The organism is Micromonospora tulbaghiae, assembly GCF_900091605.1.
Classification (GTDB): domain Bacteria; phylum Actinomycetota; class Actinomycetes; order Mycobacteriales; family Micromonosporaceae; genus Micromonospora; species Micromonospora tulbaghiae.
Genome location: NZ_FMCQ01000001.1, coordinates 551,243 through 564,016 on the forward strand (window position 1 = coordinate 551,243; position 12,774 = coordinate 564,016).

General features: G+C 72.9%; 13 protein-coding genes. 8 read left to right on the forward strand and 5 right to left on the reverse strand.

The features are described from left to right. Positions 1-78 precede the first annotated feature (78 nt). The gene (locus tag GA0070562_RS02665; protein WP_091414494.1) at positions 79-2,124 is read right to left on the reverse strand and encodes a HelD family protein; all 2,046 of its coding nucleotides are present in this window, start codon (positions 2,122-2,124) and stop codon (positions 79-81) included. 213 nt (positions 2,125-2,337) lie between these two features. Here GA0070562_RS02665 and GA0070562_RS02670 point away from each other — a divergent pair, with 213 nt between their 5' ends. From GA0070562_RS02670 to GA0070562_RS02680, 3 genes are all read left to right on the forward strand, one after another. Next, a complete protein-coding gene (locus GA0070562_RS02670; RefSeq protein ID WP_091414496.1) occupies positions 2,338-2,919 on the forward strand; it encodes an ArsR/SmtB family transcription factor in 582 nt (193 codons plus the stop codon). A 42-nt stretch (positions 2,920-2,961) separates the two neighbouring features. After that, the gene (locus GA0070562_RS02675) at positions 2,962-4,215 is read left to right on the forward strand and encodes an MFS transporter (protein WP_091414499.1); all 1,254 of its coding nucleotides are present in this window, start codon (positions 2,962-2,964) and stop codon (positions 4,213-4,215) included. A gap of 79 nt (positions 4,216-4,294) precedes the next feature. After that, positions 4,295-5,146 (forward strand): menaquinone biosynthetic enzyme MqnA/MqnD family protein, encoded by an 852-nt coding sequence (locus GA0070562_RS02680; protein WP_091414501.1) that lies wholly within the window; start codon positions 4,295-4,297, stop codon positions 5,144-5,146. A gap of 14 nt (positions 5,147-5,160) precedes the next feature. On the opposite strand, the gene GA0070562_RS02685 is transcribed toward GA0070562_RS02680, so the two are convergent. Next, the gene (locus GA0070562_RS02685) at positions 5,161-6,096 is read right to left on the reverse strand and encodes a hypothetical protein (RefSeq protein WP_091414504.1); all 936 of its coding nucleotides are present in this window, start codon (positions 6,094-6,096) and stop codon (positions 5,161-5,163) included. Further along, positions 6,096-7,076 carry a serine hydrolase gene (locus GA0070562_RS02690; RefSeq protein ID WP_091414507.1) on the reverse strand — a complete coding sequence of 327 codons (981 nt, stop codon included), beginning with the start codon at positions 7,074-7,076 and terminating at the stop codon, positions 6,096-6,098. Before GA0070562_RS02690 ends, GA0070562_RS02685 begins: the two co-directional genes overlap by 1 nt. 359 nt (positions 7,077-7,435) lie before the next feature. On the opposite strand from GA0070562_RS02690, the gene paaA reads away from it, so the two are divergent. The 5 genes from paaA to paaE are packed head-to-tail and all read left to right on the forward strand — an operon-like array spanning position 7,436 to position 11,261. After that, a complete protein-coding gene (paaA, locus tag GA0070562_RS02695; protein ID WP_091414508.1) occupies positions 7,436-8,503 on the forward strand; it encodes a 1,2-phenylacetyl-CoA epoxidase subunit PaaA in 1,068 nt (355 codons plus the stop codon). Positions 8,504-8,556: 53 nt separating this feature from the next. Continuing rightward, the gene (paaB, locus tag GA0070562_RS02700) at positions 8,557-8,901 is read left to right on the forward strand and encodes a 1,2-phenylacetyl-CoA epoxidase subunit PaaB (RefSeq protein ID WP_419779847.1); all 345 of its coding nucleotides are present in this window, start codon (positions 8,557-8,559) and stop codon (positions 8,899-8,901) included. Beyond that, positions 8,898-9,620: a 1,2-phenylacetyl-CoA epoxidase subunit PaaC gene (paaC, locus tag GA0070562_RS02705; protein WP_091414510.1), complete on the forward strand. Its 723-nt coding sequence runs from the start codon at positions 8,898-8,900 to the stop codon at positions 9,618-9,620. Before paaB ends, paaC begins: the two co-directional genes overlap by 4 nt. 55 nt (positions 9,621-9,675) lie before the next feature. Then, positions 9,676-10,152: a 1,2-phenylacetyl-CoA epoxidase subunit PaaD gene (paaD, locus tag GA0070562_RS02710; RefSeq protein WP_091416081.1), complete on the forward strand. Its 477-nt coding sequence runs from the start codon at positions 9,676-9,678 to the stop codon at positions 10,150-10,152. Beyond that, on the forward strand, positions 10,149-11,261 hold the full coding sequence (paaE, locus tag GA0070562_RS02715; RefSeq protein ID WP_091414512.1) for a 1,2-phenylacetyl-CoA epoxidase subunit PaaE: 1,113 nt from the start codon (positions 10,149-10,151) through the stop codon (positions 11,259-11,261). The genes paaD and paaE overlap by 4 nt, the downstream gene beginning before the upstream one ends. A 27-nt stretch (positions 11,262-11,288) precedes the next feature. On the opposite strand, the gene GA0070562_RS02720 is transcribed toward paaE, so the two are convergent. Further along, on the reverse strand, positions 11,289-11,942 hold the full coding sequence (locus tag GA0070562_RS02720; RefSeq protein ID WP_225853273.1) for a hypothetical protein: 654 nt from the start codon (positions 11,940-11,942) through the stop codon (positions 11,289-11,291). A gap of 55 nt (positions 11,943-11,997) precedes the next feature. Beyond that, complete coding sequence (locus tag GA0070562_RS02725) at positions 11,998-12,762, reverse strand: peptidoglycan recognition protein family protein (protein ID WP_254663711.1); 765 nt, start codon at positions 12,760-12,762, stop codon at positions 11,998-12,000. Positions 12,763-12,774: the final 12 nt, after the last annotated feature.

Genomic DNA, 12,774 nt, shown 5'->3' on the forward strand with positions numbered 1-12,774 from the left:
CGGGCCGTCCAGGACCGCGGTCGGCCGTCCACGTCAGCGTGGCCGCGGCCCACGTCCGCGTGCGGCCTGGCCTCCGCGTCAGGCCGTCAGCGGCGCGGGCAGCGGCTCGCGGTGCAGCACGGCCAGGCGGGAGACCGCCCGGGTCAGCACCACATAGAGGCGGTGCAGCCCGCGAGGCTCGGCGGCCACGATCGCGGCCGGCTCGACGACCACCACGTGGTCGTACTCCAGGCCCTTGACCAGCGTCGCCGGGACCACTGTGACGCGCGCCGCGGCCTCGACGTCGTCGGCGGTCGCGGTCTCGACGCCCGCGTCGGCGAGCGCCGCGCGGAGCCGGTCGACCGCGTCGTCGGCGGCGATCACACCGACCGAGCCGTCGTGCGCGAGCGCCGCCCGCACCTCGGCCACCGTCGCGGCCGTCAGGTCCTCGGCGGTACGCACATCCAGCGCGCCGTCGTTGCGCAGCGACCGGGCCGGGGGTACGTCGACGGCGAGCGCCGGCAGCAGCCGGTTCGCGAACGCGACCACGGCGGCCGGCACCCGGAAGCCCACGCTCAGCGGCACCACAGCGGCGTCCGGCTTGCCCAGGTGGGCCAGGGACTCCCGCCAGTCGGTGGCGGCCCAGGGCGCGGTGCCCTGGGCCAGGTCGCCGAGCAGCGTGATCGAGCCGTGCTCGCTGCGCCGGGCGATGGCCCGGCACTGCATCGGGGAGAGGTCCTGCGCCTCGTCGACCACCACGTGCCCGAAGCCGGCGGGCCGTTCCAGCAGCCCGGCCACCTCGTCGATGAGCACCGCGTCGGCGGCGGTCCACCGGGTCGCCTTCGCGGTGCGGGCGACCTTGCCGGACCGGAACAGCTCCTGCTCCTCGGGCGTGAGCAGGCCGTCCGCGGCGGCGGCGAGCGCGTCGGCGTCGGTACGCAGCCGGTGCAGCAGCCCGTCCGGGGTGAGCGCCGGCCAGACCGTGTCGAGCAGGTCGGTGACCGGCTTGATCCGGCTCATCCGGCGCAGCCAGGCGTCGCTCGGTGACTCCGCCCGGCGGGCCTCGGCCTGGCGTTGCAGCAGCCCCACCACCCGTGCCCGGACCCGCTCCCGGCCGGTCGCGTAGGGCAGCCCCTCCTGACGGGTCTCGGTGACCAGCCGGTGCAGCGGGTCGAGCCCGATCCGCCACCGGTACGAGCCGTCCGACACCATGATCGGCTCGGTCGGCGTACCGATGTGGGCGTCGACGGCCCGGCGCAGCACCTCGGCCATCCGGACGTCGTGCTTGAGCACGGCGGCGGCCGGGTCGTCGACCGCGCGGACCGGCACGCGCGTGACCAGGTCCTCCACAGTGGCCTGCTCGACCTCGACCTCACCGAGCGCCGGCAGCACCGCCGCGATGTACGACAGGAACGCCCGGTTCGGCCCGACGATCAGCACACCCGAGCGGCGCAGCCGTTCCCGGTGCAGATAGAGCAGGTATGCGGCGCGGTGCAGCCCGACCGCCGTCTTGCCGGTGCCCGGCGCGCCCTGTACGCAGATCGAGTCGGCAAGATCGGCCCGGACCAGCTCGTCCTGCTCGGGCTGGATGGTGGCCACGATGTCCCGCATCGGGCCGACGCGGGGGCGCTCGATCTCGGCGGTGAGGATGCGGCTGGCGGTGCCGAGTTCCTCGCCCCGGTCCAGGTGCTCGTCCTCGAAGCTGGTCAGCGTCCCGGCGCTGAACCCGAACCGGCGGCGTACGGCGACACCCTGCGGTTCGCGCGCGCTGGCCCGGTAGAACGACCGGGAGACCGGCGCGCGCCAGTCCAGCACCAGGGGCTCGCCCAGCTCGTCGGTGACGTGCCGCCGCCCGACGTGGTACTCCCGCCCGGCGTGGTCCGGGTCGCCGCCGCCGAAGTCCAGGCGGCCGAAGAACAGCGGGGTGGTCGGGTCGTCGGCCAGCTCCTTGACCCGCCGGGCCATGTGCCGGCCGAGCTGCTCGGCGGTGTACGAGTCACCGGCCACCTTGTCGCCGGTGGCGAAGAGCGCCTGGGCGCGTTCCCGCATCCGGGTCAGCGCGGCGCGGGAGGCGTCGAGGTGGGCACGCTCGGCGGCCAGTTCGGCGTCGAGGCCGGGGGTGGCGTCAAGGTCGGTTGCGGGCACTGTGAACTCCGATGGCTCAACTGAGGCTCGCTCGCGTGTCCGGGGCGGTTGGCCTGCTCCCGGCGCGGGGACGTCCGCTGCGGTGCATGCTCACCGCGGCCGTCGGGCGGTCCTCCACGCTACGGGAGCACCGGCAGGTCGCGCCAACGAATTTCCTGATGTCGACCGCGGGGGGCGTGTCCGTCGGCCCGGCCCGACGGCGATCATTGGGGCATGACCGAGGCGCTTCCCGGCAGGAGCAAGGTGACGATCAGCGATCCGCAGGTGATGCGGGCGCTCGCTCACCCGGCCCGCATGGCGATCATGGAACATCTCGGCACGCTGGAGGGCGGTGCGACGGCCACCGAGTGCGCCGAGATCGCCGGGCTGTCGCCGAGCGCGACCAGCTATCACCTGCGCGAGCTGGCGAAGTTCGGGCTGGTCCGGCAGGCGCCCGGCCGGGGTGACGCCCGGGAGCGGGTGTGGCAGGCGGTGAACCCGTCGTATCACGTCGAGGTGGGGCCGGACGCCGACCCGGAGGCGCGTGCCGCCGAGGCGGCCCTGGTCGAGGCGCACATGGTCCGTGACGCCCAGCGGGTCCGGGAGTGGTTGCGCCGCGCGGCGGACGAGTCGCCGGAGTGGTACGCGGCGACCTGGTTCAGCGACAGCGTGCTGCTCCTGACCGCCGAGGAGTTGTCCGAGCTGAACCAGGCGGTCCAGGCGCTGATGGAGCCGTATCGGCGGCGGACCCGGACCGATCCGCCCGCGGGGGCACGGCCGGTGGCGACGCAGTACCGGGCGATGCCTCTCGACTGACAGGGGTTGCGTACGACAGTTGTGAAGGATTACTTTCGAAGTATGTCTTTCACAACTGTCGAGTCGCGCTGGCCTGACGTCTGGTTCGCGGCCACCGCGCGCGGCATCTCCAGTTGCGGGAACTTCCTGGTCACCAGCGCCCTCACGCTCGCGCTCCAGTCCGCCGGAGCCGGTGGGCTCGCCGTCTCCGGGCTGCTGCTCGCCGCGACGCTGCCGCTGGTCGCGCTCGCCCCGCTGACCGGCCGCCTCGCCGACCGGGTGGACAGCCGGGTGCTGCTGATCGCCACCGGCATCGGCCAGGTCGCGACATGTCTGGCGCTCGCCTACGCCCGGGACCCGGTCCTGGTGATCGCGCTCGTGGCGCTGCTGGCCACCGGCCTCGCGGTCTCCCAGCCGGCGATCTCCGCGCTGGTGCCGGCCATGGTGCGGCCCGAGGACCTGCCCCGGGCCGGCGCGCTCAGCCAGACCGCCGGCACGCTCGGCGCGCTCGCCGGACCGGCGCTGGCCGGGCTGCTCGTCGGCCAGTTCGGCACCCGGGTGCCGCTGCTCCTCGGCGCGATCAGCTATCTCTCGCTGGTCGCGGCCGGGCTGCTCGTCCGTACCCGCAGGGGAGGCCGCCGGGCGACGGCCGGCGTCACCACGGCGGTCGCGCCACCGTGGCGGCTGCGCCGCGACCCGCTGCTGACGGTGATGGTCGGCAGCGTGGCAGCGGTGATCGGCGCGGTCGGCGCGGTGAACGTGATCGAGGTCTTCTTCATCCGGGAGACACTCGGCAGCAGCGCCACCGTGTACGGCCTGGTCACCGGCTCCTGGACGCTCGGCATCGTGCTCGGCGCGTGGCTGTTCGCCCGGGTCGCCCGCCGGCTCGCCGACGACGGCGCGCTGCTCGGCGCCGGGCTGGTGCTGCTCGGCGGCTGCGGTCTGGCGGTGCTCGTCTCGGCGGCGGTGCCCTCGGCGTGGCTGCTCGTGCCGATCTGGCTGCTGGGCGGTGTGGGCAACGGCGGCGACAACGTCTTCAACAACCTGCTGCTGGCCCGGCGGGTGCCGGAGGCGGCCCGTGGCCGGGCGTTCGCGTTCTTCGGGGCGGCCGCCCAGGGCGCCGCGATGGGCGGCTACCTGGTCGGTGGCCTGCTCCTGGAGGTGGCCGGCCCGCGCGTGCTCGTCGCCGGATGCGGCGTGGCCGGACTGCTCGTGGTCGTGGCGCTGGCCTGGCCGGTGCGTCGCGCGGTACGCGCCGAGCGGGCCGCCGTCGCCCGCGCGGCCACGCCCGGCGCCGTCGCCGTGGCAGGCGGTTAGGCGCCGCCGGGGTGCGTAGTTCGCCACTCGATCGGATCCCCCGGCGGCGAGGTCGGAGCCACGGCGATACGGTCGGGTCATGGCCGACCGCATCGCCCGCCCCCGGGTGGGGCACATCCAGTTCCTCAACTGCCTGCCCATCTACTGGGGGCTGATGCGGTCCGGCGCGCTCATCGACGTCGACCTGCACAAGGACTCGCCGGACCGGCTGAGCGCCGACCTGGTCGCCGGTGACCTGGACATCGGCCCGATCACGCTCGTGGAGTTCCTCAAGCACGCCGACGATCTGCTGCTCCTGCCCGACCTGGCGGTGGGCAGCGACGGGCCGGTGCTCTCGGTGAACGTGGTGTCCACCCGCCCGCTGGGCGAGCTGGACGGCGCCCGGGTCGCGCTCGGCTCCACGTCGCGTACCGGGGTGCTGCTGGCCCAGCTGCTGCTCGCCGAGCGGCACGGGGTGCGCCCGGAGTACTTCCGCTGCCCGCCGGACCTGACCCAGATGCTGCTGGAGGCCGACGCCGGGGTGCTCATCGGCGACGTGGCGCTGCGCGCGCTCTACGAGGCTCCGGCCAAGGGCCTCGAAGTGACCGACCTGGGGCAGGCGTGGCACGACTGGACCGGTCTGCCCATGGTGTTCGCCGTCTGGGCGGTACGCCGCGAGTTCGCCGCCGCCCACCCCGGCCTGGTCAAGGAGGTGCACGAGGCGTTCCTGCGCTCGCGTGACCTGTGCCTGGCCGAGCTGGACCAGGTGGCGGAGGCGGCGGCCCGCTGGGAGACGTTCGACGCGGCGACGCTCGCCACGTACTTCCGGGCGCTCGACTTCTCGCTGGGTGAGCGGCAGGTGGCCGGGCTGCGCGAGTTCGCCCGCCGGGCGGCCGCGTACGGGGAGGTGCCGGCGTTGCCGGCCGACGGCCCGGAGTTCTTCCAGGGCTGAGCGCGGCGCGCGGCTCAGGGCGCCGGGCGCAGCAGCGCCTTGGTGATCCGTTCGCAGGCGTCCATGCCGTACTCCCAGCCGCCCTCGACGCCGAACGGGGTGCGCAGCATCACGCCCATCGTCCAGGTGTCGCCGATGGCCAGGCAGTTGACGTGGTACTCCTCTTCCTTGTCCCGGTCGATCCACCCGTTCTTGATGGCGATCTTCTTCTGCTGGGCCGCCGGGAACGCCTTGCGGATGCCGAAGTCGCCGGGAGCGCGGACCTGGCGCATCTCGCTGAGCAGCCACTTGGTCCATTTCGGCCCGGCCGCGCGGCCGTCGTCGATGCAGAGACCGAGGCGGGCGGTGTCCCGAGGGGACAGCTCGGTGCGGCTCCAGCCGCCGTCGGAGGCGACCTCGCTGTCGGTCAGCTTGCAGATCGAGATCAGTCGCTCGATCGAGTCCGAGCCGCCGACGCTCTCGTAGAACTCCTGCGCCCGGGTGTTGTCGCTGTCCCGGATGATCTTCGTGGCGTCGGCCAGCTTCGCGTCGCTCGGCGTCCTGCCGTCCTCGGCGCTCAGGCGCAGGTAGTCGGCCACCACCCAGGACTTGATCAGGGACGCCGTCGTGCTCGTCTCGCCCATGTTCGACGAGCCGATGATCTTCCCGGTGCGCTTGTCCAGCACGGACCAGGCGTACCAGCCCTTGATCTTGAGGCTGTCCAGGTTCTTCGCCTGGAACGGCAGCGGTTCGAGCGACCGCGAGGGGGCGACGCGCGGCGCGTTGCGGTCGACGGATTGCTGCGCCGACCGCTCGCTCGTCGGCTCGGGGTGAGAGTTCGCGGTGGCCTCCAGCGGTGAGCCGGGGATCACGCGCAGGGAGAGGCCGAGCAGGCCGACGAGGACCGCAGCCAGGGCGCTGAACGCGAGCGGGCGCCGATAGCTGCCGGGCCGACGCCGGGCACCGGCCATCAGAGCTTCCCGACCGGTTGCTGCGGCACCTTGAGCGCGGCGCCGGGCTGCGGCGTCACGAGCTGGGTGGCGACGGCGGCGCACATCTTCGCACCGTACGGCAGACCGGAGCGGCCCGGGTACCGCATCATCACGGCGAGACTCCACTTGTCGGTGAACGCCAGGCAGCTGACGTGCCAGTTGCCGTCGTAGGCGAGCTGCGTCCAGCCGTTCTTCATGTGCACCGGCCCCTGCGACTTGATCGTCGCCGGCAGGCCGTCGATGATGCCCCACCGACCGCCGCCGGACCGCTCGCCCTGCTTGCTGACGCTGCCGGCGACCTTGGTCATCTCGCTGAGCAGCCACTCGGTCCACTTGGGGCCGGCGGCGCGGCCGTCGGCGATGCAGTCGCCGAGGCGGGCCGCGTCCCGGGGGGACATCTCGGTGAAGCTCCACCAGCCCTTGTAGTCGGGCACGTCGCCGGGCCTGGTGTCGGTCAGGCCGCAGATCCGGATCGCCCGCGCGATGACCGGGTCCGGCTTGCCGCCCGGCTGGGGCCTGTAGGAGCCGCCCGCCGCCCGGTAGACCGCGTTGGCGCCGTCGTCGTCGCTGTCCCGGATCGCGAGGATCGCCGCCTTCTTGAGCCCGGCACTCGGCTGCTTGTCGCCGAGCTGGCGAAGGTAGTCCGCGACGATCCAGGCCTTGAGCATCGACTCGGTGGAGCTGGTCTGGTTCATGTTCTTCGCGCCGGTGACCGTGCCGGTCTCGCGGTCCATCAGGGCCCAGGAGAGGAACTCACCCTTGAAGTTCACCGACACCGGGGCGTCGGCGAGCGTCGGGGGCGCCGGCGCGGTCGGTGCCGGCGCCGGGACCTGCTCGCCGCCGCCGAGGCCGCCCGCGCCGTCTCCGCCGGAGAGCTTCGCGTACGCGGCCGGCACCAGCATGACGCCACCGATGATGATCGCCACGATGGCGACCGCCATGGTCACGCGAGGTCGCATGAGTGGTGAGCTCCAGATGTCTGGCCGGGGGGACCGGCACTTCCGCATGGGTTCGGCCCGGTCGCCACTAGGCCGGGGGACGATGGCCTGAACGGTGACGATCATGAAGCCGAACGGTTTGCCGGTCGGAAGTCTACTTCCGGACAGCCTTGATGCCAGGTCTCGACACCCGTGACTTTGCCGGGTGGGCGGGATATTGAGCCGCTTTGCGGTCCTTGGGGGATTTCTTCTTTTCCAAGTGATCGACATCACAGCTACCAGGGCCGATGTCGGCACGCGTATGCCCGGTGACGCGCGGTGGCCCTCGAAACCTGTTACACCCTCTGGTGTCATTCGTGGCGAGCTGTAACACTGGCTGCATGTATGGCAACGACTTCGCCCCGCCGGAGGACGCTCCGGGCGGCGGCCTGCTCGGCGAGGTGGAGGCGGCGGAGGCCGCGCTGCGCGAGGCGGCGGCGCGGGCCCGGCGTGGCGGCGCGGCCCCGGACGAGGACGTCGAGGCGTACTTCGCCGACGTCATCAACGCGGACCAGAAGATCGAGCCCCGCGACTGGATGCCCGAGGCGTACCGCAGGACGCTGATCCGGCAGATCGCCCAGCACGCCCACTCCGAGATCATCGGCATGCAGCCGGAGGGCAACTGGATCAGCCGGGCGCCCTCGCTCAAGCGCAAGGCGATCCTGCTGGCCAAGGTGCAGGACGAGGCCGGTCACGGCCTCTACCTCTACGCGGCCGCCGAGACGCTCGGCATCAGCCGCGACGAGTTGGTGGAGCTGCTGCTCGACGGGCGGCAGAAGTACAGCTCGATCTTCAACTACCCGACCCTGACCTGGGCCGACGTGGGTGCGATCGGCTGGCTGGTGGACGGCGCGGCGATCGTCAACCAGGTGCCGCTGTGCCGCTGCTCGTACGGGCCGTACGCCCGGGCGATGATCCGGGTCTGCAAGGAGGAGTCGTTCCACCAGCGCCAGGGCTACGAGATCCTGCACACGCTGGCGCACGGCACCCCGGCGCAGAAGGCGATGGCGCAGGACTCGGTGGACCGCTGGTGGTACCCGTCACTGGCCATGTTCGGCCCGCCGGACGGCGACTCGACGCACAGCGCCCAGTCCATGGCCTGGAAGATCAAGCGTTTCTCCAACGACGAGCTGCGCCAGCGCTTCGTCGACATGTGCGTCGGCCAGGCGGAGGTGCTCGGCCTCACCCTGCCCGACCCGGACCTGCGCTGGAACGACGAGCGGCAGGCGTACGACTACACCCAGCCCGACTACGCCGAGCTGATGCGGGTGATCAAGGGTGACGGGCCGTGCAACCGGGAGCGCATGGCGCACCGGCGCAAGGCGCACGCCGACGGCGCGTGGGTACGGGAGGCCGCCGCGGCGTACGCCGCGAAGCGGGCGGAGCGAAAGGAACCGGTGGCGGCATGAGCGAACGCACCGAGCGGAGCGAGGGCCGTGAGGGCATGCCCAGTCGGCACGGCATGAGCGAACGCACCGAGCGGAGCGAGGGCCGTGAGGGCATGCCCGGTCGGCTCGGCATGAGCAGCTCGTCCTCTCCCCTGTGGGAGGTCTTCGTGCGGGCCCGCCGTGGCCTGTCGCACACCCACGTCGGCAGCCTGCACGCCCCCGACGCCGAGCTGGCCCTGCGCAACGCCCGGGATCTCTACACCCGCCGCCAGGAGGGCGTCTCCATCTGGGTGGTGCCGGCGAGCGCGATCACCGCGTCCAGCCCGGACGAGAAGGACGCGTTCTTCGACCCGGCCGCCGACAAGGTCTACCGCCACCCGACGTTCTACGAGGTCCCCGAAGGGGCGGCCCACCTATGAGCCGGTTCGACTTCACGCTGGCCGTCGGCGACGACGCGCTGATCGCGGCGCAGCGCCTCGGTGAGTGGACCTCCCGCGCGCCGGAGATGGAGGAGGACATCGCGCTCGCGAACATCGCCCTCGACCAGCTCGGCGCGGCGCGGCTGCTGCTCACGTACGCGGGCGAACTGGAGGGCGCGGGCCGCGACGAGGACGACCTGGCCTACCTGCGCGACGACCGCGAGTTCCGCAACTGCCTGCTGGTCGAGCTGCCCAACGGCGACTTCGGCGTGACCATGGCGAAGCTGTTCTTCCTGGCCGCCTACCAGGTGCCGCTCTACTCGGCGCTGGCCGGCTGCGCGGACGAACGGCTCGCGGCGGTCGGGGCGAAGGCGCGCAAGGAGTCGGCGTACCACCTGGACCACGCCGCGCTGTGGGTGAAGCGGCTCGGCGACGGCACCGAGGAGTCGCACCGGCGCATGCAGGACGCCGTCGACCAGGTGTGGCCGTACGTCCACGAGCTGTTCGCCCCGGACCCGGCGGCGCCGGTCGACCCGTCCACCCTTCGGGCCGACTTCGACGCCACCGTGTCCGCCGTGCTGGACGAGGCCACGCTGACCCGGCCGGAGACCGGCTGGGCGCCCGGCGGCGGCCGGGACGGCCTGCACACCGAGCACCTCTCGTACCTGCTCGCCGAGATGCAGGTGCTGCACCGCGCCCACCCCGGAGCGAGCTGGTGAGCGCGAGGAGTGCAGCGGAGCGGAGCCCCGCAGTCGTGAACGGAGGGTGGCGCTGGTGACCGACGCCAGGGCGGCCGCGGCGGCGGTGGTGGATCCGGAGATCCGGGTCATCACCATCGACGAGCTGGGCATCCTTCGCGCGGTCGACGAGGAACCGGGCACCGGCCGGGTCGTCGTCACCATCACCCCCACCTACACCGGCTGCCCGGCCATGGACGTGATCCGGGAGGACATCCGCCGGGCGCTGGCCGCCGCCGGGCATCCGGACGCCGAGGTCCGTACCGTCTACCACCCGGCGTGGAGCACCGACTGGATCTCCGACAGCGGCCGGGCCAAGCTCGAAGCCGCCGGCATCGCCCCGCCCGCGCCGCGCGGCGACGACACGGTGGTGCCGCTGACCCTGGCCGTACGCTGTCCGCGCTGCGGGTCGCCGGAGACCACCCAGATCAGCCGCTTCGGCTCCACCGCGTGCAAGGCGCTGTGGCGCTGCCGCTCCTGTTCCGAACCCTTCGACCACCTGAAGGCGCTGTGACTGTCACCATCACCCGGCCGGTGCGCCGCCGGCCGGTCTTCCACCCGCTGCCCGTCACCGCCGTGGACCGGCTCACCGACGACTCGGTGTCGATCACGTTCGCGGTACCGGAGGCGCTGCGCGAGACGTTCGCGTTCTCAGCCGGGCAGCACCTCACCGTCCGCCGCCCGGCCGGCGCCGACGGCGAGGAGGTGCGGCGGTCGTACTCGATCTGCTCCACCCCGGACGAGCTGGTCCGGCACGGCCGGTTGCGGATCGGGGTGCGTGAGGTGCCGGGTGGGGCGTTCTCCGCGTACGCGTGCGGCGCGCTGCGGGGCGGCGACACCGTCGAGGTGCTGCCGCCGCTGGGCCACTTCACCTCCGCGTTCACCCCGGACCGGGTCCGCCGGTACGGCGCGGTGGTCGCCGGCTCCGGCATCACCCCGGTCCTCGGGCTGGCCGCGACCGCGCTGGCCATCGAGCCGCGCAGCACGTTCACGCTCGTGTACGGCAACCGCACGGCGAACTCGGTGATGTTCGCCGAGGAGCTGGCCGACCTGAAGGACCGCTACCCGACCCGGCTGCACCTGGTGCACGTGCTGTCCCGGGAGATGGGCGAGTCGGCGCTGCTGTCCGGGCGGATCGACGCCGACCGCCTGACCCGGCTGCTCGACACACTCGTGCCCGGTGACGAGATCGAGGAGTGGTTCCTCTGCGGCCCGTACGGCATGGTGGTGGACGCCAAGGCGGTGCTCGCGGGTCGCGGCGTGCCGGATGCGGCGGTGCACACCGAGCTGTTCCACGTCGACGCCCCGCCGGAGCCGGTCCGGCGCGAGGCCGACCGGCCCGGGTCCGGCACCGAGGTGACGATCCTGCTGGACGGCCGCTCGTCCAGTTTCACGATGGGCCGGGACGAGCGGGTGCTCGACGCGGCTCTGCGGGTGCGCGGCGAGTTGCCGTACGCGTGCAAGGGCGGCGTGTGTTCGACCTGCCGGGCCAAGGTGACGGCCGGTGAGGTGACGATGGCGCGCAACTACGCGCTGGAGCCCGACGAGGTGGCCGCCGGTTACGTGCTGACCTGCCAGTCCAGCCCGGTCACCGAAGAGTTGACAGTCGACTACGACGCGTGAGCTGACCGGCGGGGCGGCACCCGCCGATCAGTACGGCAGCGGCAGCGGCGCCGATGCCTGACGCCCCCGGGCCCGGCGGACGTGGCCGCGCCATCCGGCGAGGAGCGCGAACAGCGTCCAGCCGACCGCGCCGAACACGAGCATGGCCCGCTTGCCGGCGGCATCGACGTCCTCGGCGTCGGCCAGTTCCACCTGCCGCCGCGGGTCGGTGAGCACGGTGAGCTGCTGGCCGACCCGGTAGTCGGGAGCGCTGCCCTGGTAGACGAGTGGCTCGTCGAGCGGACCGGAGTCGCTGCGGAGCGCGAACTCGTGCCGTTTGCCGGACGTCTGCACGTCGGTGATGGTGACCTGCTGGGCGACGCCCCGCTCCTGCAGCACCGCCTCGGGGGCGAGCTGCACGCTTCCCACCAGCACGAAGAGGGCCGGCACCACCGACAGGACAGCCAGCCACCAGGCCCGGTGCAGCAGGCGCAGGGCGACGGTGAAGGCGAAGCAGCCGACCAGGCCGAGGCAGATCGGCACGGCCTGGGACAGCCCGACCGTCAGGTAGCCGACGAGCGTGTTCACCGCGATCACGGCGAGGCCGAGGCCGGCCACCACCGCCGTCAGCACGAGGGACCAGAGGGCGGGGCGGGCACCGGCCACGACGACCGGGGTGGGCGGATGCGATGCGACGGACACGCGGCGAGCCTAGGAGACGGGCGCAAGATCCCTCGCGCCCGTCGCCCGGCGCGGGTCAGCTCGGCGCCTTGACCTGACCGTCGAAGGCGATGCTGCGCCAGAGGTCGAACTGGCGGTCGTTGCCGACGAGCGGGTTGCCGACGAGCGCGACGGCGGCGAAGACCTCTTCGTCGTTGCGGAGCAGGCGGAAGTAGCCGGGGCCGACCAGGGCGATGCCCCGGTTGGTGGACTGGATGAGTTTCATGTCGTCCTTCCAGAGTTCGAGGGGCGGGTTCCCGGTGAGCTGCCGGGCGACGTCGGAGCGCATCGTGTCGAGGTCGATGAAGGAGGGATCGATCTTGCCGGTGGTGCTGGTCTCCCGGTGGCCGCGCGCATGGGAGGCGTCGCGGCCCAGCCGGCGCAGTACGGCGGCGGTGGCGAGCACCGAGGCGGAGTACTGAGCGGGCGTCATCCGCTGGTCGACCCCGTTGTAGTCGATCTCCCAGCCGACCATCAGCGTGTTGCCGTCGCCGGCCGGGATCGGGCCGCTGCCGCGGCTTCTTCCGGCGTGGTTGGCCCGCCCGCCGGAGATGACGTGGAACACACCGTGGTAGTCGACGAGCGCGTGGCAGAGCGGGCCGGGGAGGTCGGAGCGGCCGTTGATGCAGATGCCCAGCGCGGGGTGCGGGTTGGTGGCGCCGGAGGTCGAGGCGGTGTGGTGCCAGAGCACGCCGATCGGGTCGAACGAGCTGCCGGCGACGCGGTCGAGCCAGTTGCCCGCCTCCACCACTGTGACGCCGGCCGAGCGCAGCACGTCGGCGAGCCACGGGATGGTGGCCATCAGCGCTCCAGC

Excerpts from the sequence above, each read along its gene's own strand:
- GA0070562_RS02670 (WP_091414496.1), top strand. The coding sequence starts at position 2,338 with ATGACCGAGGCGCTTCCCGGCAGGAGCAAGGTGACGATCAGCGATCCG.
- GA0070562_RS02675 (WP_091414499.1), top strand. The coding sequence starts at position 2,962 with ATGTCTTTCACAACTGTCGAGTCGCGCTGGCCTGACGTCTGGTTCGCG.
- GA0070562_RS02680 (WP_091414501.1), top strand. The coding sequence starts at position 4,295 with ATGGCCGACCGCATCGCCCGCCCCCGGGTGGGGCACATCCAGTTCCTC.
- GA0070562_RS02685 (WP_091414504.1), bottom strand. The coding sequence starts at position 6,096 with ATGGCCGGTGCCCGGCGTCGGCCCGGCAGCTATCGGCGCCCGCTCGCG.
- GA0070562_RS02690 (WP_091414507.1), bottom strand. The coding sequence starts at position 7,076 with ATGCGACCTCGCGTGACCATGGCGGTCGCCATCGTGGCGATCATCATC.
- paaA (WP_091414508.1), top strand. The coding sequence starts at position 7,436 with ATGTATGGCAACGACTTCGCCCCGCCGGAGGACGCTCCGGGCGGCGGC.
- paaB (WP_419779847.1), top strand. The coding sequence starts at position 8,557 with ATGAGCGAACGCACCGAGCGGAGCGAGGGCCGTGAGGGCATGCCCGGT.
- paaC (WP_091414510.1), top strand. The coding sequence starts at position 8,898 with ATGAGCCGGTTCGACTTCACGCTGGCCGTCGGCGACGACGCGCTGATC.
- GA0070562_RS02725 (WP_254663711.1), bottom strand. The coding sequence starts at position 12,762 with ATGGCCACCATCCCGTGGCTCGCCGACGTGCTGCGCTCGGCCGGCGTC.